The 21744-nt window shown below is 66.4% G+C and carries 22 protein-coding genes; 9 read left to right on the top strand and 13 right to left on the bottom strand.

The window, feature by feature from the left end; all coding sequences use genetic code 11:
- The first annotated feature begins 416 nt into the window (after positions 1-416).
- A complete protein-coding gene (locus A9J21_RS25685) occupies positions 417-2042 on the top strand; it encodes a hypothetical protein (RefSeq protein ID WP_066740631.1) in 1626 nt (541 codons plus the stop codon).
- Positions 2043-2137: 95 nt separating this feature from the next.
- Here A9J21_RS25685 and A9J21_RS25690 read toward each other — a convergent pair whose 3' ends face one another.
- The gene (locus tag A9J21_RS25690; protein ID WP_066740767.1) at positions 2138-2824 is read right to left on the bottom strand and encodes an ABC transporter substrate-binding protein; all 687 of its coding nucleotides are present in this window, start codon (positions 2822-2824) and stop codon (positions 2138-2140) included.
- Positions 2825-2976: 152 nt separating this feature from the next.
- Positions 2977-3894: a metal-dependent hydrolase gene (locus A9J21_RS25695; RefSeq protein ID WP_066740633.1), complete on the bottom strand. Its 918-nt coding sequence runs from the start codon at positions 3892-3894 to the stop codon at positions 2977-2979.
- 336 nt (positions 3895-4230) lie between these two features.
- Here A9J21_RS25695 and A9J21_RS25700 point away from each other — a divergent pair, with 336 nt between their 5' ends.
- On the top strand, positions 4231-4581 hold the full coding sequence (locus A9J21_RS25700) for a mechanosensitive ion channel protein MscS (RefSeq protein WP_066740634.1): 351 nt from the start codon (positions 4231-4233) through the stop codon (positions 4579-4581).
- Here the strand turns inward: A9J21_RS25700 and A9J21_RS25705 are convergent.
- Positions 4575-4835, bottom strand: coding sequence for a DUF3079 domain-containing protein (locus A9J21_RS25705; RefSeq protein WP_082926605.1), 261 nt, complete (start codon positions 4833-4835; stop codon positions 4575-4577). The two genes, A9J21_RS25700 and A9J21_RS25705, sit on opposite strands and share 7 nt — an antisense overlap.
- A gap of 142 nt (positions 4836-4977) precedes the next feature.
- A complete protein-coding gene (locus tag A9J21_RS25710; protein ID WP_066740636.1) occupies positions 4978-5883 on the bottom strand; it encodes a LysR family transcriptional regulator in 906 nt (301 codons plus the stop codon).
- Between the two features lie 103 nt (positions 5884-5986).
- Between A9J21_RS25710 and A9J21_RS25715 the strand changes: the two genes are divergently transcribed.
- Both A9J21_RS25715 and A9J21_RS25720 read left to right on the top strand, forming a co-directional pair.
- The gene (locus A9J21_RS25715) at positions 5987-7051 is read left to right on the top strand and encodes a zinc-dependent alcohol dehydrogenase family protein (protein WP_082926606.1); all 1065 of its coding nucleotides are present in this window, start codon (positions 5987-5989) and stop codon (positions 7049-7051) included.
- Positions 7052-7210: 159 nt separating this feature from the next.
- Entirely contained in the window at positions 7211-7444 is a 234-nt protein-coding gene (locus A9J21_RS25720; protein ID WP_156546178.1) for a hypothetical protein, read from the top strand.
- Positions 7445-7599: 155 nt separating this feature from the next.
- Here the strand turns inward: A9J21_RS25720 and A9J21_RS25725 are convergent, their stop codons facing one another.
- A complete protein-coding gene (locus A9J21_RS25725; protein ID WP_066740640.1) occupies positions 7600-8805 on the bottom strand; it encodes a CynX/NimT family MFS transporter in 1206 nt (401 codons plus the stop codon).
- A gap of 80 nt (positions 8806-8885) precedes the next feature.
- On the opposite strand from A9J21_RS25725, the gene A9J21_RS25730 reads away from it, so the two are divergent.
- Positions 8886-9701, top strand: a complete 816-nt coding sequence (locus A9J21_RS25730) for a helix-turn-helix domain-containing protein (protein WP_066740643.1) — start codon at positions 8886-8888, stop codon at positions 9699-9701.
- Between the two features lie 56 nt (positions 9702-9757).
- Here A9J21_RS25730 and A9J21_RS25735 read toward each other — a convergent pair whose 3' ends face one another.
- The 4 genes from A9J21_RS25735 to A9J21_RS25750 form a co-directional block, all read right to left on the bottom strand.
- On the bottom strand, positions 9758-10495 hold the full coding sequence (locus A9J21_RS25735; protein ID WP_197497569.1) for a TetR/AcrR family transcriptional regulator: 738 nt from the start codon (positions 10493-10495) through the stop codon (positions 9758-9760).
- Between the two features lie 32 nt (positions 10496-10527).
- Positions 10528-11364, bottom strand: coding sequence for an oxidoreductase (locus tag A9J21_RS25740; RefSeq protein WP_066740771.1), 837 nt, complete (start codon positions 11362-11364; stop codon positions 10528-10530).
- Positions 11365-11560: 196 nt separating this feature from the next.
- The gene (locus A9J21_RS25745; protein ID WP_066740645.1) at positions 11561-12463 is read right to left on the bottom strand and encodes a DMT family transporter; all 903 of its coding nucleotides are present in this window, start codon (positions 12461-12463) and stop codon (positions 11561-11563) included.
- A gap of 123 nt (positions 12464-12586) precedes the next feature.
- Positions 12587-13363: a DUF899 domain-containing protein gene (locus A9J21_RS25750; RefSeq protein ID WP_066740647.1), complete on the bottom strand. Its 777-nt coding sequence runs from the start codon at positions 13361-13363 to the stop codon at positions 12587-12589.
- Positions 13364-13450: 87 nt separating this feature from the next.
- Here A9J21_RS25750 and A9J21_RS25755 point away from each other — a divergent pair, with 87 nt between their 5' ends.
- Together A9J21_RS25755 and A9J21_RS25760 are read left to right on the top strand one after the other, a co-directional pair.
- A complete protein-coding gene (locus A9J21_RS25755) occupies positions 13451-14671 on the top strand; it encodes a DNA-binding protein (protein WP_066740650.1) in 1221 nt (406 codons plus the stop codon).
- 63 nt (positions 14672-14734) lie between these two features.
- On the top strand, positions 14735-15367 hold the full coding sequence (locus A9J21_RS25760) for a DUF5074 domain-containing protein (RefSeq protein WP_066740652.1): 633 nt from the start codon (positions 14735-14737) through the stop codon (positions 15365-15367).
- A 152-nt stretch (positions 15368-15519) separates the two neighbouring features.
- Here the strand turns inward: A9J21_RS25760 and A9J21_RS25765 are convergent, their stop codons facing one another.
- Together A9J21_RS25765 and A9J21_RS25770 are read right to left on the bottom strand one after the other, a co-directional pair.
- The gene (locus A9J21_RS25765) at positions 15520-16431 is read right to left on the bottom strand and encodes a bestrophin family protein (protein ID WP_066740653.1); all 912 of its coding nucleotides are present in this window, start codon (positions 16429-16431) and stop codon (positions 15520-15522) included.
- A 92-nt stretch (positions 16432-16523) separates the two neighbouring features.
- Entirely contained in the window at positions 16524-17471 is a 948-nt protein-coding gene (locus A9J21_RS25770; protein WP_156546186.1) for an MBL fold metallo-hydrolase, read from the bottom strand.
- A 428-nt stretch (positions 17472-17899) separates the two neighbouring features.
- Between A9J21_RS25770 and A9J21_RS25775 the strand changes: the two genes are divergently transcribed.
- Complete coding sequence (locus A9J21_RS25775) at positions 17900-18460, top strand: bacterioferritin (RefSeq protein ID WP_066740656.1); 561 nt, start codon at positions 17900-17902, stop codon at positions 18458-18460.
- Between the two features lie 88 nt (positions 18461-18548).
- Here the strand turns inward: A9J21_RS25775 and A9J21_RS25780 are convergent, their stop codons facing one another.
- Together A9J21_RS25780 and A9J21_RS25785 are read right to left on the bottom strand one after the other, a co-directional pair.
- Positions 18549-19601: a DUF1254 domain-containing protein gene (locus tag A9J21_RS25780; RefSeq protein ID WP_066740659.1), complete on the bottom strand. Its 1053-nt coding sequence runs from the start codon at positions 19599-19601 to the stop codon at positions 18549-18551.
- A gap of 150 nt (positions 19602-19751) precedes the next feature.
- Positions 19752-20627, bottom strand: a complete 876-nt coding sequence (locus A9J21_RS25785) for a LysR family transcriptional regulator (protein ID WP_066740661.1) — start codon at positions 20625-20627, stop codon at positions 19752-19754.
- Positions 20628-20749: 122 nt separating this feature from the next.
- On the opposite strand from A9J21_RS25785, the gene A9J21_RS25790 reads away from it, so the two are divergent.
- Entirely contained in the window at positions 20750-21736 is a 987-nt protein-coding gene (locus tag A9J21_RS25790; RefSeq protein WP_066740665.1) for a tripartite tricarboxylate transporter substrate binding protein, read from the top strand.
- Positions 21737-21744 lie beyond the last annotated feature (8 nt).

Consider the following 21744-nt stretch of genomic DNA (forward strand, 5'->3'; position numbering starts at 1 on the left):
CAGGGGTTGGTCAAATACGGTTGCGCTGCACAACTCCCGGTTGGCCGCGTACCCGGGGCGGATCGCGCCGGTTGCCCGGCGGGGGCGTTGCGCATCTGCAACCGGGCCCATTGCAGCCTGGCCCGCCCGATATCCGGCAAGCGGCAGCGATTCGGACAGTATTCAGTACAGCCGCACAGGCGCGCGCGTTGCGGGGCGATGTATTTGGCGTGTATCCACTGTGTATGACAAAGATTACATATTTGTCATCTGTCAATGCCTCCGTGGGGGGTTATCCGGCATTGGGCGCGTCATACACACTCCACGCCGCCTGGCAATGAGACGAAAACCGTGCCAGTTCTGCGCGTGTAGCGGGGCCAGGGGTCGGATTCCCGGGCACGCGCAATGCAAAAACCAACCTAGAAGAGACAACAGGGATGAAATCGAGGCTTCTTTTGACGGGTCTGACCGCTGTCGCGCTGACGGCATGCGGTGGTGGCGGTGGTGGAGAGAGCGCGCCGGCAGTTACCACCACGAAGATCAGTGGCACCGCGGCGGTTGGCGCCGCACTGCCTAATGCGACGGTTCTCGCCAAATGCGCCACGGGCAGCGGCTCGGCCACGACGGCTGCGAACGGCACCTTCACGGTCAGCATCGACAACGCCGTGCGCCCCTGCGTGCTGAGCGTACCGGCCACGGCAGCGGACGGCACGCCGATGACGCTCCATTCCGTCGTGGAAGCCGGTACCGGCACCGCGCCCCTGGCAAACATCACGCCGCTGACGGAACTGATCGTGGCCGCGCTGGCGAGCGGCGACACCAATGCCTTCTTCGCCAACTTCGACGGCACCGCGCAGGCACGCCTGACGCCGGCCAATGTCACGACCGCGCTCGTCAGCCTGGCAACGACGTTGAAGCCCGTTATCGACCTGTCCAACGTCGACCCCATCAAGGCACCGCTGGTGGCCGCCAACGGCGCCAATGCCGGCAATGCGCTCGATCAACTGCTGGATCAACTGGGCGAGCAACTGAAAAAGGCCCAGACGACGCTGGCGCAACTTTCAACGGCCGTAGGCAACAATGCCGGCGCTGCGGCCATTCAGACCATTCTCCAGACGGCTTCGGAAACATGTTCCGGCCTGCGCACCGGCGACTATCTGGCGGCAACGCCGGTTGGCGTTCTGACGGCGCACGTCGATGCCACGAAGCTGACCCTGACCCAGCCCGACGGCCAGGGCGGCACGCTGAGCGTCCAGCTGGTTCCGATTCCGCAACAGGCTTGCCGGTTCTCGGCATTGTCCGGTGGCGCTGTGTCCGACATCCAGGTATCGCCGGCGGGCGTGATGCTGGTGCGCAATGTTCCCAGCCAGGGTGGCCCATCCCTGCTGCCGAACCTGGTCGTGCCGGCGCAGTCGCTGTCGGTGGCCGATCTGGCCGGTAACTGGAGCGCCCTGGGCTTCGAGACCAATGGCGGGATCTACCAGCCGACGCGCGTCAAGCTGACGTTCGACGCGGATGGCAAGGCGCTGGCCGGTGCTGACTGCACGGGCCTGACCAGCTGCACGTCCTGGGCGGCCAACGAACTGCCCAGGCTTTCGGCACAGCCCGGCGGTGGTTTTGCGCTGACCGACAGCAATGGCACGGCCTACGTCGCGGCATTCAAGGGTACCGACGGCCAGGTCACCGCCGTCATCTCAAGCGCGAGCGGTCTGATTGTCGGCGCGAAGCAGGTGGTGCGTCCGATGCCGGTGGTCGGTGCAAAGAACTCGTACTGGGACCTCACGGTCTTTGGCGATCTGAGCGTCAACGTCGGCGCCGGTGCGACCGAAATCACCTCGGTGGACGCCGCAACCAGCACCTACACGCGCAAGCGCAACGACAACCGCGTGGATACGTGGGAGCAGAACAAGCCGGCGGATGGCCTGCGCTATCGCGGCCCGTCGAACGACACCACGGCCCGGGAAGGCATTTCCCTGGTGCTGGGCAACACGGGCGTTGCCGTGATGATCAGCCTCGATGTCCGTTCGCTGTTCTACGACATCTCCGTGAACCGCCCGCAGTAACGACGGCCGGGCGGCATCCAGCCGCCCCGTCTCATCGACATGAAAAAACCCGCCTCGGCGGGTTTCTTCCTTTCGGGGGGCGCTGTGCGGCGTTGTCAGGCCTTCCCGGCCGGCGCCACGCTGGCGCCCTCGATGCCGTGCCGTTGCAGCGCCTGGGCCACGAAGCCCGATGCCTTCATCTCTTCGATGAACCCGCTCAGCCAGGCTTGCGCCGCCGTGCGGCCCTTGGGCACGCCCATGGCCTGTTCGATCACCATGAAGCGGCCCGGCAGCAGCCGCACGCCGCGCACACGCTTCGCATCGGCTTCGAGCTGCTGGCGCACGCCCGCGGCCACGTCCAGGCGCTGTGCCAGGAACATGTCGGTCACGGCTGGCGACGTGGGTGCGCGCACCAGCGTGGCCTGCTTCAGCGCGCGCGTCAGGTACAGGTCGTAGGCGCTGCCCTTGCCCACCACCACGCGGGTGCCGGGGCGGTCCACGTCGTCGTTGCGCTGCAGGGTGGAATCGTTGCGGACCAGGTACGCGCCTTCGATGATCACGTACGGGGGCGTGGAATCGATATCGGCGCCGCGCACGGGGTCGATCGCCACGAAGGCCAGGTCGACCTGCTGCGCCTTCACGGCCTCCACCACGTTGCCGGCGGACTGGAACGCGATCAGGTCCGGTGTCAGGCCCAGCCGGCGCGCAGCTTCGCGCGCCAGGTCGACCGACACGCCCTGCAGGTCGCCGTTGGCGGCCCGGCTGGCAAGGATCGGATTGCCGAGGTTGATGGCAACGCGCATCTTGCCCGTGCCCGCCAGTTGTGCGCGGGCGTCGGCGTCCGCATTGGCCGGGGACGACGTCCGGCCGGCGCATCCGGCCAGTGCCAGCATGGCTGTGGCAGGCAGGCCGATGCAGAGTGCACGCCGCCCGGGATTCAATGGCGTGCGGCCCATCAGAAATCCACCTTCTGGCCCGGCTCCGGCACGATCACCGCCGTGGTGGCCGATGTACCGAGCGCCGCCTTCAGTTCCGCCGGCGTGCCGCGCAGCATGGGGTTGGTGCCATAGTGCATCGGGATGGCGTATTTCGGCCGGATAAAGTCGCGCAGCGCAATGGCGGCGTCCTGGGGGGCCATCGTGAAGTGGCCGCCGATCGGGATCAGCACCAGGTCGGGCTTGTAGCGGTCTGCCACCATCATCATGTCGCCGTACAGCCCGGTATCGCCCATGTGCCAGATCTTGAAGCCGTTTTCCATCTCGATGATGTAGCCCACGGGCTCGCCGCCGTAGTGCGTTTCATCCTTGCCGGTGGCGGGGTTCTTCCAGACCAGTTCCGACGAATGCTCGGCGTGCACGGCCGTGATCTTCGGGCCCTTGTCGCCCAGCGGCGCAATGGTGCCGCCCTTGCCAAAGCGCAGGGCCTGGGTGGCCGGCAGCTGCCCCAGCGTGACCAGCTGCTGGCTCAGGCCGCCGGCATTCCACAGCGGTGCTTGGTTGAGCTTCGCCAGTTCGACGGCATCGCCCAGATGGTCGCCATGCGCGTGCGTGACCAGGATCAGGTCCACCTTGCCCAGCGCGGATAGCTGCTTGTAGGCGGGCGGAGTCTTGGGATTGCCGGTCAGCCATGGGTCGACGACGATGACCTTGCCGCCGGGCGTGGTGATGCGCATGGCGGCCTGCCCAAGCCAGAGCACTTCGGTCTTGCCTGCGGCCACCGGCGCGGTGGTGGCGGCCGGGGCAGCCGGCTGGGCGGGTACGGGCGGGTTCGAAACGCTGCTGGCGCAGGCGGTGAGCAGCCCGATGGCGCTGGTCAGCAGCAGGCGCCGCGCGCAGGTTCGCAGGCGCGGAAGCCCCGGAAGGCGTGTGATCATGGTCGTCTCTGGTTGAAGTTGTCTCGACATTGCCAAAACCGCACCGCATCAGGGGGTATTCGCGCAGGCACTGAGGCGTTGCGAGGTGGAGTATTTGCAAGCGCCGATACGCTGTCAACCGGCGTTTCCCACAGAGACCGGTGGAGAAGCCGCAGGAAGTTGTAACGTCAAATTCAAGAAACGACGATCTGTTCGCGGAGGCAGGCCGTCAGGCGGGTAGCGATGTCTCCCCGCGCTTACATCTGCTCACGACGGCGTAACCCACTGTAATGATCGGGCGTTCATCATGCATTCCGTAGAGAGGGCCATTGGTTGGCCCGACTGAAGGAGTCAAAGATGCGCAAGTCGATTCGTTACACCGGTATCGCTGTCCTGAGTGCCGCCATGCTGGTCGCCGGGACCGCCTCGGCCCACGACCGCTACTACCGTGGCGGTGGCGGATCCTCGGCAGGTGCCGCCATTGCAGTGGCTGCCGTGGCAGGCCTGGCCCTGGGCGCGCTGGTCGCCAGCAGCCAGCCGGCCTACGCCGCGCCGGCGCCGGTCTACGCGCCGCCGCAGCCGGTGGCTTACGCCGCGCCGGCCGTGCCGCCGGGCTACTGCTATAGCAACTACCAGGGCGGCTATGTGCCGTGCGGCCGTCCGGCCCCGGTGCAGTACGCCCCGCCGCAGCAGTACTACGGCTATTGATTGCAGGCAGTACGGGCCGGTGCCATGCCGGCCCGCGCCTGGCCACGGGGGACGCCGGACGTCCCCGTAGGAGCGTCATCGACTTCGATGCCCCAGTCGCCATGTTCGTACCAGTCGTCGCCAAGCAGCTCCGCCGGATGCTGCGTCCGGCTGGAGCCATTGCCGCAGCCCATGGCATCGACCGAACAGTACTTGTCGCAGCCCCAGCAGATGCGCTCGGGATGCTTTGGATGAATTGGAAATTTCTTAGCCATATCGAATGCGCCGGCGTGCGGGTGAGGGGCACGCCAACGCAATCGATAGTAGTCCGGTCGTCGCGCGGGTTTGGCGATATTGCTATGCGCTTTGCGTTGAATCAAACGTGAATCCACGACATGGAATCCGGTATGCACTGCGTCACTTCATCATCCCGGGCAGGGCGTCGGCCAGCGCATCGATGGCCAGCCTGACCTTGCGCGGCAGGTGCGGCGTCTGCAGCCACATTGCGTAGGCGTCGTACGGGTAGTCAGGCAGGTCCGGCAGCACCTTCACCAGCGTGCCGGCGCGGAGGCGCTCGCGTACCAGCCACGACGGCAGCCACGCCAGCCCCAGCCCCATGGTGGCCACGTCGGCAATGGCATCGAGATCGTCGAGCCGGATGCGGTTGGCGGGCAGCACCTCGATGGGCGGCTGGCCTTCGCGTGGGAACAGCCACGGCCGGACACGTCCCGAGCGCCGATAGACGATGGCCTGATGGGTGGCCGCGTTGGCCAGGTCTTCCAGCGTCCCGGGCGTGCCGTGCCGCCGCAGGTAGCCGGGGGCCGCGCACACGATCATGGCCTGCCGGGCCACGCGCCGCGCCACCATGCCGGCGCGATCCTCGGGCGCTCCGGTGCGGATTGCCAGGTCGTAATCGTCATCGGAAAGGTCCGAGAATCGATCATTGAACGACAGGTCGAGTTCCAGCGCGGGATGGCGCTCGGCCAGTTTCAGCAGCACCGGCGCCACGCAGTGCCGCCCGAAATGCACGGGCATGGTCACGCGCAACCGGCCGCGCGGCTCGGTCAGATCGGCGGCCAGCGCGTCGGCGGCGTCGGCCTCGGCCAGCACCACGCGGCAGCGGTCGTAGTAGGCGCGGCCAAATTCGGTAAGCGTCTGACGTCGCGTGGTCCGCGTAATCAGCCGCACGCCTAGCCGATCCTCCAGAAAGCGTACGTGCTTGCCGACCATCGGCCCGGACATGTCCAGCGCATCGGCCGCTGCAGCAAACGACCCCAGGTCCACGGCTTTGACAAACACGGCCATGCTCGCAAGGCGATCCATTGATTGAAAACTCCGGGTTTTGACTGTTGACTGAAAACGGCCATTTATTGCCAGATTTAGTGCAGGCATAGTGTATTCGTTCCCAATCATTTGGAGTGAAGCCATGTCGCGCGTTGTCCGGTTCCATCAGCACGGCGGACCTGAAGTCCTGCGGATCGAGGCAGTTGAAGTGGCGCTACCGGGCCCCGGCGAGGTGCGTATCGCGGTGAAGGCGCTGGGCCTGAACCGGGCCGAGGCATTGCTGCGCGCCGGCGCCTATATCGAATCGCCCGAGACGTTCCCGGCGGGGCTGGGACTGGAGGCGGCGGGCGTGGTCGATGCGGTGGGCGAAGGCGTGGCAGGCATCGCGCCTGGCGACGCGGTCAGCGTCGTGCCACCGACGTCGATGCTGCGCTGGCCGGCCTATGGCGAACAGGTGACGTTTCCGGCTGCACTGGTGGTCAGGCATCCGTCGGCACTGTCCTGGGAGGAGGCCGCTGCCACATGGATGCCGTATCTGACCGCCTATGGCGCGCTGGTTGATATCGCCCGGCTGTCGAAGGGCGACCACGTGGTCATCACGGCCGCGTCGAGCAGCGTGGGGCTGGCTGCGATCCAGATTGCGCGGCGGGTGGGCGCCGTTCCCATTGCCGTGACCCGCACGGGGGCCAAGCGCGACGCGTTGCAGGCCCACGGAGCCGCCCATGTGGTGGCGACAGCCGAGGAAGACCTGGCCGCGCGGCTGCACGCCATCACCAGGGGGCAGGGTGTACGCGTGGTGCTGGACCCCATCGGCGGCCCGATCTTTGCGCCGCTGACCGACTCGATGTCGCACGGCGGCATCCTGATCGAGTATGGCGGCCTGAGCCCAGAGCCGACGCCGTTTCCGCTGTTCGCGGTGCTGGCCCGATCGCTGACGCTGCGTGGCTACCTGGTGCATGAACTGCTGAACGATCCGGTGCGGCTCGACGCGGCCCGCCGCTTTATCGTCGATGGACTGACGGCCGGTGCGCTGCGGCCGGTGATCGCCAGGACGTTCGATTTCGACCAGATCGTCGAGGCGCATCGCTACATGGAATCGGGCGAGCAGTTCGGCAAGATCGTGGTGCGGGTGCCGGGTACCGGCGCTGCTGAAGTCGGCCACCCATGCACGGCGCGCTGCGCGAGCAATGCTTACAACCGTGAGTAGCCACTGCCCACCGGCCGTGCCTTGCATGACGCCTGGATTGCGAAATGTCTGCTGCCCTGCGCACCAGGGCACTGGAACGGCGCTTGCGTGACAGCGGTTGAGTCCCCTTGTGCTTCCGCCCGGGCTGGGGGGGTGACTAACGGTTCGATGGAGGAAACCATGCGGAAGACAACAGCGACGGCAGCAGCACTGGCCCTGGTGATGGCGATGCTCGGCGGCTGCACGGCAGCCGGCAGTGGTACGGGCTCCGGCTCGGTGGCGGGCTCCGGTAGCGTGACCCCGACGGATTCGGGCGGCTCACGCGGCGGCCATTATGGTGGCAGCGGCTATGGCGGCAGCACCAGCGGCAGTACCAGTGGTAGCGGCGCAACGTCGGGCAGTTCTTCGCGCTAAGCCCGGCGCCCTCAACACAAGTGGAATCGGCAGGAGCGGGCCCGTGTGGCCCGCTTTTGCGTGGTGGTGTGCGCCGGCGTGCCGGTCAGGCAGTCGAGATGAAGTGACGCAAGGGGCGGCCGGCGGTGATGCAGCCGGCCGATTCGACCCGGCAATCAGGGATGCGAATCTTCCGCTCGGGACCGCGGCTTGAGCAACGGTGTCAGGACCAGGAGCGCGGCGGACGCGATCACGAGCATGCCATACGAAGCCTGGAACGCCCCGGTCAGGTCGCGCAGGAAGCCGAACGCGAATGGCCCCAGCGCCGCGACGAGGTAGCCGATGAACAGCATGAACGCGGTCCACTGGCTGGCATCGTGATGCGTGGTGGTGTTATCGAGCGGCAGCGTCATGGCCAGCGCGAAGCAGGTGCCCTGGCCCAGGGCGATGGCAAGCACGGGCAGCGCCCCGAGCCGCCCCGGCGCCATCCAGAGCACTGCGGCGCCCGCAATCGTCAGGGCTGCCGACAGCGCAAGCCAGCCACGGCGGTCCAACGATTTGCCGGTCACAAATCCCGACAGGAAGCTGCTGACGGCAATCATCGCCGCGAACAGCCCAAGGTTCGTGCCCGGGCTCCACGCATTGATCTGCAATTCCCGGCTGCTTTCCCCGACCCAGGCAAAACAGGCATAGCAGATGAACTGGCCGATACCGAAGTACGCGGCGATCAGCCACGCACGTCCGGAACGCAGTGGCGAGCGACCCACCGAGACTTCCGTCCGGGCGGCTTGCGGCTTCGAAGGGAAAGCCAGCGTGAGCCGCTGCCAACTGGCCATCGCCAGGACACAAACGATCGCCCAGATGCCCGCGCCAAGCCGCCATCCGCCGCCGGCCAGCGAGATCGACTCGCTGCCCACCGCGGCCAGCGTTGCACCGATGCCAAGGCCGGCGGCATAGATACCCATGAAGAACGCCGCATCGCCCGAGAAATGGCTCTTGATCCAGCCGCCAATCAGCGGCCCGGAGATGGCGATCCCGATACCGACCAGCAGCGTCGAGAACAGCAGGCTGGCGGGCGATCCGGCCCACGCCCGCAAGACCAGTGCGGCGCCCAGCAGCGCGAGCGAGAACATGACGACCCGGTCGCCGCCGAAGCGACGCCCGAGGGCTGGAATGAAGATCGCCAGGCATCCCATGCACAGGTCCGGAATGGCCGTCAGCAGCGCCGCTTCCGCGTGTTTCATGCCAAACTCCGTCTGAATGGCATGTACCAGCGGGCCCATCGACACGATGCCTGGCCGCAACGCCAGCGCCATCACGAACAGCCCGACGCCAGCCAGCAGCCTGAGCGATCTCGATTCGTACCTGATTCCAGCCAACATTGGCGTCTCCCGATATTGAGCCATTGCCACATGATTCCGTTGCTCGATGGTAGTCGCGACGCCGCCCCGAGAGTGATCGCATGAATGCCAGAATTCGTCGCCAAAGTGACAACCCGGAAGTTCAGGCCCGGAGCGACGACCACCACGACTATCAGGACCTGCCGCGGGTGATTACGGCGTTTCGCGCCGACAAGAAGGCGGGGAGCTACAACGTGCCGCACAGCCATCCGCGAGGCCAGTTGCTTTATGCGAGTAAGGGGCTGATGCGCGTGGCCAGCGAAAACGGCATATGGTTTATTCCGCCCCAGCGCGGCCTGTGGATTCCGGCCGGCATCGTGCACGACCAGGCGATGCTGACGGATACGCAGATCCGCACCATCTACATCGCCCAGAACAAGGCCACGCAGTTCGGGACGCGGGTGAAGGTGGTGGAAGTCGATGCGCTGCTGCGCGAACTCATACTGGCACTGGTCGAGCAGCCGATGCTCTATCCGGACAACCCGCCGAACCGAAGCATCGTCACGCTGATCCTCGACAAGCTCGGCCAGACACGGACGCTGCCAATCGAGATTCCATGGCCCCGCGACCGGCGTGTCGTTTCCATCTGCGAACAGATCCTGGCGTCGCCGTCGATGTCACGCACGATCGAGCAGTGGTCGGACATCGTGGGGGCCAGCACGCGGACGCTGATCCGGCTGTTCGTCAAGGAAACCGGCATGACTTACCGGCAGTGGATACAGCAGGTCCGGCTGGCCCGGTCGTTGGCGATGCTGGAATCCGGCACGCCGATCCATCGCATCGCCGGCGAACTGGGCTTTGCCAGTCCAAGCGCCTTTTCGACGATGTTCAAGCGCATGCTGGGCGAGGCGCCCAGCAACTTCCTGCGGGACGCGTGAACCGGTGGGCGAAGCATTACTCCCATGCGCTCGCATGGAGGAGAAGGCATTCGCTGTCAGCTGGCGTCTGGCCGAGCGCCTGATGCAACAAAACCTGTCACTGAGATAGTGAGGAAGTGAGAAAGCCGTGCCACGAAGTCCACCCGTGCCGCAGCGAGTGCTGGATCGCGTAGCGCTTGCTGGACGGAGGCCGATGGACTTGCAAAGGGCCAAAGCCCGGCGATCATGACAACGAACATAGAGGTGAAATCCCGGGCGTTGTCGTTGGTGAGTGTCGGCATGAATTCACGGCAGATGCGTGCCAGTCGAGCTTGGTGCTGGGCGTGTTCGAGCTTGAAGGCGCGCACGGCTTCGGGCGACAGATTACTTTCCAGTTCGCCGCCGAGCGCGCTCCAGAGTTTGCAGATGTGTGGCCGGCGTGCAATCGAACTCGCTAGCGCCCTCGCAAACGATGTGGCATCAATGCCATCGCCAGGAAGGTCGGCACTTAGCTCCGCCCGTAGATCAGTGAGCCAGTCATCAAGCGCCTGGTTAAGCAGGGTGAAAAACACCGCCTCGCGCGTCTCGAAATAGCGCACCACATTGGCTTTGGACAGATCTACCTTGCGGCTTAGCTCCCGGAGGCTGATCTCGCGAACCGACAGTGTTTCGAGAAGTTCCCGGGCAGCATCGAGGATGATTGCTTTTCGTACTTCCTTTTGCTGGTCAGTACGTGCTCGTTGGAATCCTGGGTCATTCTTGTTCGTCATCGAGTTCTCATTGTCTTCAGGCGTCGCAGTATCGGCCAGCGACACCTGAAGGCTGCTTCCCGTCTTTCGGTCCGGAACTATACCGGGAAGGAGACTGACTCGCTGACACGCCTCCATTTTTCGTCGGATGCGGCCAGTCTCTCGGACATCATCCTGGCGACCGCGACGGCATCGCTGCCCAAGAGCAGGCGCAATGGCGGTTCATCCATTGCAGAGATTTCGAGCAGGATCTGCGCAATGCGCGCCGGATCTCCAGGCTGGCGGCCATCTGCCGAACGCAAGCGTTCGACGACGGGTTCGATGACAGGTTTGTAGGCGTCGCTGATCCCGGGTACTGCCATGGAAGAACCCGCCCAATCGGTGCGCATCCCTCCCGGTTCTGCGACCGTTATCTTAATGCCGAAGGGTGCCACCTCTTTGGCGAGAACTTCAGAGAATCCGCCGACGGCCCATTTCGCAGCCTGATACGCCCCAAGGCCTGCGCCACCGACGCGCCCGCCGACAGACGATACCTGGATGATGTGTCCCGCCCGCTGGGCGCGCATGACTGGCAGTGCCGCACGCGTGAGATTCACGACGCCATAAAAATTCGCGTCGATCTGCGCTCGGAATACCGCGTCAGGCATGTCTTCGATGGCTGCAACGTCAGCATATCCGGCGTTGTTCACCAGCACATCGAGCCGGCCGAAGGCTTCGACAGTCTCGGACACCGCCCGCTGAGCGGCGCTCGGGTCGGTGACATCGAGCGAGAGGACCTTGATGTTCGACCCGTACGCCGAAACCAGATCGTCCAGTTGGCGGATGTTTCGCGCCGTTGCAACCAGATTCTCGCCCGCCTGCAGAACGGCCTCCGCAATTTTGCGGCCAAGGCCGCGTGAGCTTCCTGTGATCAGCCAGGTTTTGTGTTGGGTCATCTGATGGTTCCCGATCGTGGACATTCACTGACACCAGCCTCCCTGTACCTGGGCAACTGACGTCACCAACCGCTACTGCATACGTAACGGACCATTGGTCTGATATTAAGAGGCCAGTGGGCTTTTGTCAAACGAAGGAAAATTGCGCGACCGGCTGGTCGATCTGGCACGGATGGCGCGCGGCGGCCTGGCCTGGCTACGTGGCCTGACGGCGGCGCATCACCAGGTACAGGCCTGCTGCCGCAATGGCCATGCCGGGCCATGCCATGGCCGGCAGCGATTCGCCCAGCACCATGAAGGCGATGACCGCCGTGGCTGGCGGCACCAGGAAGAACAGCGCCGAGACGCGCGATGCCTCGCCATGCCGGATCATCGCCAGCAGCAGCGAGATTGCCACCAGCGAGTTGCCGATGACCAGGTACGCCAGTGACCCGAACAGGCCCGGCGTCCACTGCACGTGCATCGGCTCCAGCCACCAGGCCAGCGGTGCCGTGACCAGCAGCGCCACGCCGTACTGCACCGTGTTGGCCAGTACCGGATGCACCGGCGCGCCGAAGCGCTTTTCCCACAGCGTGCCGCTGGTCATTGCCAGCAGCGCCAGCACCGCGAAGGCCAGCCCGAGCGGCGAGGTCATCTGCACGGAAGACCTGGCCGTGATGACCATCACGGCACCGGCCACGCCCAGCGCCAATCCGGCCCACCGCACGCGGTCGACACGCTCGCCGGCAATGGCCGGTGCCAGCAGCCCGATCAGGATCGGCTGTTGCGATGTGACCAGCGCCACCGCGCCGGCCGACATGCCCAGCTTGAGGCTCAGGTAGGTAAATGCGAAGTAGCCAGCCTGGATCAGCAGGCCGATCATCGCCAGATGCAGCCAGGGCGCCAGTCCGCGCGGCATCGGCGGACGCAGCCACAGGCAGGGCCCGATCAGCAGCGCCACCACGCAGGCATAGCGCAGTGCCAGGAACGTCAGCGGATCGGCGTATTGCAGGCCAAGCTTCAGGAAGACAAAACCGCAGGACCAAAGCAGCAGGAACAGGGCGGGAGCCAGGCGCAGCCATAGCGGGGTGGCTGGTGCCTGCAACGTGCGTTCTGACATGGACGAGGGGCCCGGACGGCGGCCATGGCGGGAATCAGGCGCAACGATAACACCGCTTCACCTGCTGCATTGCCGCATCGCCCCGCCGCCTTCTCGCCGTATTGCCGTATCGCCGCATCGCCCTCACGGCGCCATCGCCTCGTCCTCGTATTCGTCATGCCGCCGCCACCAGTTCACGGTTTCATTGCGCCCCAGCGGTGCGCGGTCCAGCCACTGGTACATGCCCCACAGCGCGTCCAGGCCGCGCGCATAGGCCGAGTAGGTGTGATAGACCACGCCGTCCTCGCGCACGAAGGCGCTCATGCCGGGGCGGTCGCGGGTGAAGGTGGGCACATCGGTGCCGCAGGTGGCGGCGGTGCGTACGGTGGACTCGGACGGCGGCGGGGCGTTGTCGTCGCGCGAGGCCCGCACGAAGTTGTACGCGAAATCGCCGTCGCGCTGCTGTTGCTCGGTGATCGACACGTCGAAATCGAAGTTGAACGCGCTGTCGCTCGACGACGCCCACGGGAAGCGCCAGCCCATGCGCTTGCGGTAGGCCAGCAGCTTGTCGATGGGGGCGCGCGACACGGCCCAGAGCATGACGTCGTGGTGGGCCAGGTGGATGGCGAAGCCGTTGAAGCCATCGGCGATGGACGAGCACGAGGGGCAGCCCGCCTTGTAGTCGGGGCCGAACATGAAGTGGTAGACCAGCAGCTGCGAGCGGCCCCGGAACAGATCGTGCAGGGTCACGTTGCCGTGTTCGGTGTCGAAGCGGTAGGTCTTGTCCAGACGCACCCAGGGCAGCGCCTGGCGCTGCTGCGCCACGGCGTCGTTGCGGCGGGTCAGCTCCTTTTCGGCCTTGAGCAGGTCCAGGCGCGCGGCCAGCCATTCCGCGCGGGTGCCGGTGCGATGAGATGTCATCGAGATACCTCCGTGATTGGCAAGGGTCATGTGCTAGATTAGGCGCCGGCTCCCGGCATGGGGAGTAACAGGTGTGGCGGGATTCCCATGGATTCACTGATCACGGCGGCAGCGCGCGCGCTGGCGGCCGGCGACCCGCTCGGCGCGCTGAACCGCATCGCCCTGCGCGATGACGCCCCCGCGCTGGCCCTGCGCGGCATTGCGATGTCCCAGCTTGGCGATTTCAGGCGCGCCCGCGCGCTGCTGCGCGGCGCCGCCCGGGCCTTTGGCCCCCGGGAAAGCATCGCGCGTGCCCGCTGTACCGTGGCCGAGGCAGAGATCGCGCTGGTGTCGCGCGACCTTGGCTGGCCCGCCAGGGCGCTGGACACCGCCTGGCACGTGCTCGACACGCATGGCGACGTCATCAACGCGGCGCACGCGCGCCACCTGATTGCACGGCATCACCTGATCACCGGCCAGCTCGACGATGCCGAGCGCGCCATCGCCACCATCGATCCCGCACCTTTGCCTCCCGCGTTGCGCGCCGCGCACGAACTGGTGTCGGCCGGCATTGCCATTCGCCGCGTGTCGTTCTCGCCCGCCCGCGACGCATTGACGCGTGCCGGCATCGCGGCGCGGCAGGCCGGTATTCCTGCGCTGATCGCGGAAGTCGACAATGCACTGGACATGCTGCGCGCACCGGTGGCGCGGCTGCTGGCGCAGGGCACGGAGCAGCCGCTGCGGCTGGATGCGGTGGAAGCCTGGTTTGCATCCGATGCCCTGATCGTCGACGCGTGCCGCATGGCCGTGCGGCAGCGCGCCGTCATCGTGCCGCTGGCCCGGCGGCCGGTGCTGTTTGCGCTGGCCCGTGCGCTGGCGCAGGCCTGGCCCGGCGATGTCCCGCGCGACGCGCTGATCGCCACGGCGTTCCGCATGCGACATCCCGATGACACACACCGGGCGCGCCTGCGCGTGGAAATCGGGCGGCTGCGCAAGGCGCTGGGCAAGCTTGCGGGCATCCGGGCCACGGCGCAGGGTTTTGCGCTGGTGCCTGCTGCCGCAGGCGAGGTGGTGGTCATGACGCATCCCGTGGAGCAGGCGCACGCGGCGGTGCTGGCTTGCCTGGCCGATGGGGAGTCTTGGTCCAGTTCGGCATTGGCGCTGGCACTGGGCACCAGCCAGCGCACGGTGCAGCGGGCGCTCGATGCGCTGGCCGCAGCGGGCAAGGTCCAGCCGGTGGGCGCCGGGCGGGCGCGCCGCTGGATGACGCCACCGGCTGCCGGATTCGCGACGGCCTTGTTACTCCCGGCGCCGCTGCCTGGCGCGTAGCATGGTTTCCAGATCCACCACGCGAGCACGTTCGGCTCGCCAGCACGTCGAAAGGAAATCATCATGAAGCGTATCGCCGCAGAGATTGTCCAGGAGTACGGTCCCTTCCCGGGTGTCGATCATGTCCACGGCCTGACCTACGATGGCAAGCAGGTCTGGTTCGCCGTGGGCGACAAGCTGCTGGCGCTGGACCCCGCCAGTGGCAAGACCGCAAACGCGATCGGCGTGCCCGCCCATGCCGGTACGGCGTTCGATGGACGCTACCTGTTCCAGATCGCCGAGCGCCGCATCCAGAAGATCGATCCGCAGACCGGTGCGGTGGTTGCCACGATCCCGGCGCCGGGCAACGGCAATGATTCGGGCCTGGCATGGGCCGAAGGGTCGCTCTGGGTGGGCCAGTATCGCGACCGCAAGATCCACGAGATCGATCCCGATACTGGCGCGATTCGCCGCACCATCGAGTCGAGCCGCTTTGTCACAGGCGTGACCTGGGTGGACGGGCAGCTCTGGCACGGCACCTGGGAAAATGACCAGAGCGAACTGCGCCATATCGATCCGCAATCGGGCAAGGTGCTCGAAGCGCTGGAGATGCCGCCTGGCGTGGGCGTGTCGGGCCTGGAGTCGGACGGCGCCGACCGCTTTTACTGCGGTGGCGGCGACAGCGGCAAGGTGCGGGCGGTAAAGCGGCCAAGGTAAGGGCCGGGTTTTTTCTCCTCGCCCATCAATGGGCGAGGGGAGAGGGAGCAGGTCGAGATCGGCGGTATCATCGGCCGTTCCCTCTCGCAAGGCACTTCCCGATGTTCGTCGAACTGGCCTGGGGGCGCCGGGCAGGATGACGCCGCCGCGCGTCAGACCTGGATAAACTCGTGCGGTGACGGCGCGGCGCTCCTGGGCGCCTCGCCAATCATCTCCAGCACGGTCGACTCGATCATGTAGGACATGGCCGTCAGGGCCAGGTCGTTGGGTTCCTCGCCGAACGGCTCCTCGATCTCGGCGCTCAGCGCTTCGAGCGCGAAGAACGTATAGGCGATAAAGCAGACGATGACCGGCGTCATCAGCCCGATCGAGTCGAGCAGGCCGAACGGCAGCAGCACGCAATACAGGTAGATGCAGCGGTGGATGATGACCGAGTACGTGAACGGGATCGGCGTGCTGGCCAGCCGTTCGCAGCCGCCCAGCGCGGTGCTGAGCTGGTTCAGCGACATCTCCATCGGCTGGGCCAGCGCTGGCGCCAGCTGGCCTGACCTGAGCCGCTCGCCAACCCATTCGCCGGCCATCAGCAGCACGATGGCCGGCTTGAACCTTGCCGCCTTCAGCCGCGCGGCATCGGCCTCATCGAGAAAGGGCGCCACGTCGGGCCATGCGTCGGTGCCGCGCAACTGGTGGCGCAAGGCGTGCACGAATGCGCAGAGCCGGTAGGCCAGCCGGCGTGCGTCGTGCTGGTCGGCCACCAGCGTCAGCGCCTGGCGCGTCAGCGAGCGCGATTCGTTGAGCACACTGCCCCACAGCGTGCGGCCTTCCCAGAAGCGCGCGTAGCTGGTGCTGTTGCGAAAGCCGAGGAAGATGGCCAGGGTCAGGCCGATCAGCGAGAACGGCACGAAATTCAGCGACACCTTCCATTCGCCGATCCGTCCGTGAAAAAGCGTGATGACCGCCGCGAACAGCGTGATCGTGACGAGCTGCGGGGCAATCCTGGGCAGGACCGACCCCCGCAGCACAAACAGCATCTTGAACCAGTGAAGCGGCGGACGGGTAATCATCGGCGTGCGGACATCGGGGCAAAGATGCCATGTTCGCACGCCGGCGCGCTGGCGTCAGCGGGGTGGCCGCCGCCAGTCGCGGCCAGTCGCCGTCAGCGATCGCTGCGGATCGGGCCGAATTCCACCGGCACCCAGGTGTAGCCCACCTGGTCGCGCCGCACGTGCCCCAGCCCGGGGAACGGCAGGTGCGCGCCACCTACCCACAGCTTGCCCTTGGCGGCATCGGCCAGCACGCGCTGGCGCGTCAGCACGGCCTGGTGGCTGTCCACGTCGAATTCGATGGCGATGTTCGGGCGGCGGAACTGCGTGGCGTGGCTGTGGACGATATCGCCCCACAGCAGCAGGTTCTCGTTGCCCGCCGCGAACAGGTAGCCGGTATGGCCCGGCGTGTGGCCGCGCGTGGGTACCGCGCGTACGCCCGGGATCGGCTCTTCGCCGGCCGTGGCGTTGAAGGTGCGGAACTGGTTGGCAGCCTGGTACGGCGCCACCGCATTGCGCGCCATGCCGAACAGCGGCCGGGCGCCTTCGGGGGCGCTGGCGGCCGCCGATTCGCTGAGCCAGTAGTCGGCATCGGCCTTGTCGGCGTACACCGTGGCGTTGGGGAACACGGGCTTGCCGTCGGCGGTCAGGCCGCAGGCGTGGTCGCCGTGCAGGTGGGTCAGCAGCACCGTATCCACCTGTTCCGGGGTGTAGCCCGATGCACGCAGGTTCTGCAGGATGCCGCCCAGCGTCGGGCCAAAGCACGCGGCCGCGCCCGTATCGACCAGCACCAGGTGCGTGCCGGTGTTGACCAGGTAGGCGTTGACGGCTGTCTGCATGCCCGGCGTCGAGGCCACGAACATGCGCGCCAGCAGGCTCTGAACCTCACGCGCGCTGGTGTACTTCAGCATCCTGGGGTCCAGATCGATATAGCCGTCGTAGAGCGCGGTGACTTCGAGCTGGCCCACCATCATGCGGTAGTAGCCGGGTACCTGGGTCTTCTGCTGGGCAGGCGGGGCGGCATGGGCCTCGCTGGCCGTCAGCGGCAGCGCGGTGGCCATGACGGCGGCCACTGCCGCGGCGGTGGCCGTGGCCGACAGGCGGGACAACAGTGTGGACAACCGCGGGGACAGCGCGGCTGAGGCAATGCGTGCGCGGGGCAGGCGCGATTCCATCGTGGATCGAGGTTTGGCATCTGCAATTTGCGGCAGATGTACGCAAATCGTCACACTACGCGGAACTCCGGGCAGCGGCAAGTCAGGCCTTGCGGTAGCGCGGATAGGCCCTTTGTGTGATGGGCGGCGCGCCGGACGGCCATGCCTATTGCAAGCTTCGACGCCCCGCTTTTGTAAAAAGCACATGGACATGGGGCCACGGCGACGGTTTTGCCGGGGCTGCGCCAATGGCACCGTTTTTGCCTGCAGCGATAAAGGCCGCCCCCGCATGCAGCGGGGCGCGGGACCATTCGAACGATGACGAAGGAGTCCCCATGTCTAACAAGCAACCGTTCCTGACGGACATCAAGACCATTCGCGAGCGTGCCCGCCAACACATCGACGACGGCGCGGTGACCGCTGGGTACGATGCCGAGCGCGACACCGTGATCAAGCTGCTCAACGAGGCGCTGGCTACCGAGATTGTCTGCACGCTGCGCTATCGCCGCCACTACTTCATGGCCAAGGGGCCCAACTCGAAGAGCGTGGCCGATGAATTCCTGGCCCACTCCAACGAGGAACAGGGCCATGCCGACCAGATCGCCGAGCGGATCGTGCAGCTTGGCGGCGAGCCGGACCTGTCCCCCGACAGCCTGGCCTCGCGCAGCCATGCCGAATACGTGGAGGGGACGTCGCTGACCGACATGATCAAGGAGAACCTTGTGGCCGAGCGTATCGCCATCGATACCTACCGCGAGATCGTGCAGTTCATCGGCGAGAAGGACCCGACGTCCCGCCGGCTGATGGAGAGCATCCTGGCCGTCGAGGAAGAACATGCCGACGAGATGCTGGACCTGCTGTCATCGCACCCCGATGACAAGGGCAAGGCGCACTAGGCACGGCGCCGGACCAGCAGCCGGGGCATGAAAAAAGGCGAGGCCGTGGCCTCGCCTTCTTCGTTTCCGCGTAGACGCGGCGCGCGACTCAGTTCACCGGCTGCGGTGCCGGGAACTGGTACTTGCCGCTGAGCACCGGCTGACGCGGACGGTACATCCGCACCGTGTAGTTCCAGCCGTCGACGATCGGCAGGCAGTTGGCGGTATTGGCCTCGCAGCCGCCAAACTGGATCGTGATGCCGCCATCCGCATCCTTCTTCGCCGTGAGATTGTTGAGCGTATAGGCGCCGGCGGGGTTTTTCTCGAAATAGCCCTTGGCGTTGTAGACGCTCACCGACCAGAAACCATCCACGGGTACGTCCTTCACATTGAGCCGGTAGACGGTCTTGCCGTCGTTCTTCGGCGGCGTCACGTTCAGGTACGTCGCGTCCTTTTCGGGGTTGCCGCCCCAGCCCGCGGCAGTGCCGAGCAGGTGCCGGACAGGATCGACCTCGCCCTTCTTGCCGAAGGCCCCCTTGTAGTCGGGCAGTGTGGACTGCAGCACCAGCAGCGCGTCGCGCACCTTCTTCTGGCTGGCGGGGTCCCAGTCCGGCAGTTGCAGCGCGCCCGGCGCCTTCTGGCTGACCTGGATGGCGTCCTGCAGCGTGTGCACCTGCTTGATGTCCTCGGGGCTTGCCGGGTCCACCAGCGTCCGCACCCCCACCACCGCGTAGCGCGTGCCCACGTTCTCGCGGGTCAGTACGTGCTTGCCGGCACCGTAGTACACCGCCGGCACGTAGTGGTCCTCGCTGATGACCTGCATCGACATGAACCGCTTGCCCGGGTTGGGCATGGTGATCGTCACCGGGCCGGCGTCCAGGTCGAACACGCCGGACGAATAGATCGTGTCGCGGTTCAGGCGGATCACGGTCTGGTGCTCGATCGACGCCGGCTCGCGGCGGTGCAGCAGCTTGCCCACGCCGCCCTGCTTGGCAAGGCCGGTCATGTACATGTCCGATTCGGCGCGCACGAAGTTGTCGGGCGTGACCGGCACCGGGGTGCCTTCCGCAGCGGGCTTGTCCTGTGCATGGGCCATGCCGGCACCGGCAAGGGCTGCAATCGCGATGGCATTGGCAACTTTGACGATCTGCGTCTTTTTCACTGGCTCACCTTTCCCAAGGAAGCGTGGCCCGGGGCCACTCGCGGGCCAGTATGCCGCAAGCCACCGCGCGGCGGCGCGCTGTGCGAAAGGACTCAGATCACCCGTCGAAACCGTTTAACTGACCGGGCCGTGACCCGGCGCGCCGGCCGCTCAGACCTTTCCGGCCGCGGCGCTGCGCAGGGTGTCGAGCAGCGCGGCGATGACGCGGTCTTCGGCCGGCGCCACGCGTGACACGAACGATATCTGCCGCGAAGGCGGCGTGTCGCCCAGCGTCATCACGCGCACCGGAAACGCCTCAAGCAGGTAGGGGTCGGGCTGGGGCAGCACGGACACGCCCAGCCCGCGCGAGGCCATGGCGACGATGGCCGGAATCGACAGCAGTTCGATGCGCGAGCGTACGTCGGGCGCCGTGCGGCGTACGAAGTCGGCGGCCACCGAGCCGGCAATGGTCGACGTATCGAAGCGGATCCATTCGTACGCCTTGAGCAGCGCCTTGACCGTGCGACCGGCCGAATCGCGCGGGGCCACCAGCACGCAGGGCTCGCGGAACAGCGGGGCCCAGCGCACGCGGGCCGAGGCGCCCGCTTCCGGCTGCGCTACCACGGCGGCGTCGATGGCGCCCGAGCGCAGTGCGTCCACCAGCGCGGTGGAGCGGCCGCGTTCCAGCCGCACGTCCAGGTTGGGATAGCGCTCCCGCACCAGCGCCATGAACGGCGGCAGCAGCGTCACCTGCATCGGCTCGATGATGCCCAGCGTGACCTTGCCTTCCACCTTGGGCGCCGAGCGGCGGCGCAGCGACTCCATCGCGTGGATGGCGCCGTCGAGCGTGGCGCTCACCTCCAGCGCAAACGGGGTGGGGCGCACCTGCAATGCCGACCGGTCGAACAGCGGCTGGCCGAAGTACGCCTCCAGCTGCTTCATCTGCAGGCTGACCGCGCTGGGTGACAGGCTCATCTCGGCTGCCGCCCCGGCAAAGCTGCCGCAGCGCAGGACGGCGGCCAGCGTCTGGAAGCACTCGACCTTCATGAGTTTTTCTCACCGATAGATTTAAAAACGTCACTTTATCTCAACCGGCGGCGTGGCTAGGATGTGGTCGGATGGTGCCGAAAAACAGGTGCCGCACTGCACAATAAACCGGAGACAACGTCGTGACGCCGCATCGCCATCGCCTGCGTACCCTCGCAATTTTCATCGCCGCCTTTGCGGGCGTCGCCTCCATGCCGGCCGCCCAGGCGGCGGAACCCGTGATCCCGAAGACCATCCGCGTGGTGGTGCCGTTCCCGCCCAGCGGCAGCAACGACGTGTTCGCACGGCTGGTCAGCGAGAAGCTGTCGAAGAAGCTTGGCGTCACGGCCATCGTCGACAACAAGCCGGGCGCCGGCGGTGCCATCGGCGCCGAATTCGTGGCGCGCTCGGCGCCCGATGGCGCCACGCTGATGATCACGTCGTCCACGTTCACCGGAAACGCCGCCGTCCAGCCCAAGACCAGCTACGACGTGAACAAGAGCTTCGCGCCGGTGGCCATGCTGGCCAGCGGTCCGATGGTGCTGGCCGTGTCCGATAAGTCGCCCTACAAGACCGTGGCCGACCTGATCGCCGCCGCGAAAAAGGACAAGGGCGGCATCAACTATGGCTCGTCCGGTATCGGATCGATCAACCAGATGTCCAGCGAACTGCTGGCCGGTGATGCCGGTATCGAATTCACGCACGTGCCGTACAAGGGCATCTCGAACGCGCTGACCGACCTGATCGCCGGGCAGGTGCAGTTCGTGATTGCCAGCTTTCCGTCCGTGGCCTCGCAGGTGAAGGGGGGCAAGCTGCGCGCGCTGGGCGTGACGTCGCCGTCGCGCTCGCGCTTTGCGCCGCAGTGGCCGTCGGTGGCCGAGACCGTGCCCAACTATTCCGCCGAACTCTGGTGGGGCGTGTTCGCGCCGGCCGGCACGCCGCAGCCGCTGGTGGACAAGCTCAACGCCGAGATCCGCGACATCATTGCCACGCCCGAAATGCGCGAGACCTTCGCGCGCGAAGGCGCCGAGCCGTCCGCGATGACCGCGGCCCAGTTCGCCGAGCATATCCGCCGCGACAGTGCGCGCTGGAAGCAGGTGGCCAAGGCCCGCAACATCACCGCCGAATAATTCACAGA

Origin of the sequence: Cupriavidus sp. D384 (assembly GCF_001652915.1) — a bacterium.
Classification (GTDB): domain Bacteria; phylum Pseudomonadota; class Gammaproteobacteria; order Burkholderiales; family Burkholderiaceae; genus Cupriavidus.

Coding starts and splice junctions, on each gene's coding strand:
- A9J21_RS25685 (WP_066740631.1), top strand. CDS start 417: ATGAAATCGAGGCTTCTTTTGACGGGTCTGACCGCTGTCGCGCTGACG.
- A9J21_RS25690 (WP_066740767.1), bottom strand. CDS start 2,824: ATGCGCGTTGCCATCAACCTCGGCAATCCGATCCTTGCCAGCCGGGCC.
- A9J21_RS25695 (WP_066740633.1), bottom strand. CDS start 3,894: ATGATCACACGCCTTCCGGGGCTTCCGCGCCTGCGAACCTGCGCGCGG.
- A9J21_RS25700 (WP_066740634.1), top strand. CDS start 4,231: ATGCGCAAGTCGATTCGTTACACCGGTATCGCTGTCCTGAGTGCCGCC.
- A9J21_RS25705 (WP_082926605.1), bottom strand. CDS start 4,835: ATGGCTAAGAAATTTCCAATTCATCCAAAGCATCCCGAGCGCATCTGC.
- A9J21_RS25710 (WP_066740636.1), bottom strand. CDS start 5,883: ATGGATCGCCTTGCGAGCATGGCCGTGTTTGTCAAAGCCGTGGACCTG.
- A9J21_RS25715 (WP_082926606.1), top strand. CDS start 5,987: ATGTCGCGCGTTGTCCGGTTCCATCAGCACGGCGGACCTGAAGTCCTG.
- A9J21_RS25720 (WP_156546178.1), top strand. CDS start 7,211: ATGCGGAAGACAACAGCGACGGCAGCAGCACTGGCCCTGGTGATGGCG.
- A9J21_RS25725 (WP_066740640.1), bottom strand. CDS start 8,805: ATGTTGGCTGGAATCAGGTACGAATCGAGATCGCTCAGGCTGCTGGCT.
- A9J21_RS25730 (WP_066740643.1), top strand. CDS start 8,886: ATGAATGCCAGAATTCGTCGCCAAAGTGACAACCCGGAAGTTCAGGCC.
- A9J21_RS25740 (WP_066740771.1), bottom strand. CDS start 11,364: ATGACCCAACACAAAACCTGGCTGATCACAGGAAGCTCACGCGGCCTT.
- A9J21_RS25745 (WP_066740645.1), bottom strand. CDS start 12,463: ATGTCAGAACGCACGTTGCAGGCACCAGCCACCCCGCTATGGCTGCGC.
- A9J21_RS25750 (WP_066740647.1), bottom strand. CDS start 13,363: ATGACATCTCATCGCACCGGCACCCGCGCGGAATGGCTGGCCGCGCGC.
- A9J21_RS25755 (WP_066740650.1), top strand. CDS start 13,451: ATGGATTCACTGATCACGGCGGCAGCGCGCGCGCTGGCGGCCGGCGAC.
- A9J21_RS25760 (WP_066740652.1), top strand. CDS start 14,735: ATGAAGCGTATCGCCGCAGAGATTGTCCAGGAGTACGGTCCCTTCCCG.
- A9J21_RS25765 (WP_066740653.1), bottom strand. CDS start 16,431: ATGATTACCCGTCCGCCGCTTCACTGGTTCAAGATGCTGTTTGTGCTG.
- A9J21_RS25770 (WP_156546186.1), bottom strand. CDS start 17,471: ATGGCCACCGCGCTGCCGCTGACGGCCAGCGAGGCCCATGCCGCCCCG.
- A9J21_RS25775 (WP_066740656.1), top strand. CDS start 17,900: ATGTCTAACAAGCAACCGTTCCTGACGGACATCAAGACCATTCGCGAG.
- A9J21_RS25785 (WP_066740661.1), bottom strand. CDS start 20,627: ATGAAGGTCGAGTGCTTCCAGACGCTGGCCGCCGTCCTGCGCTGCGGC.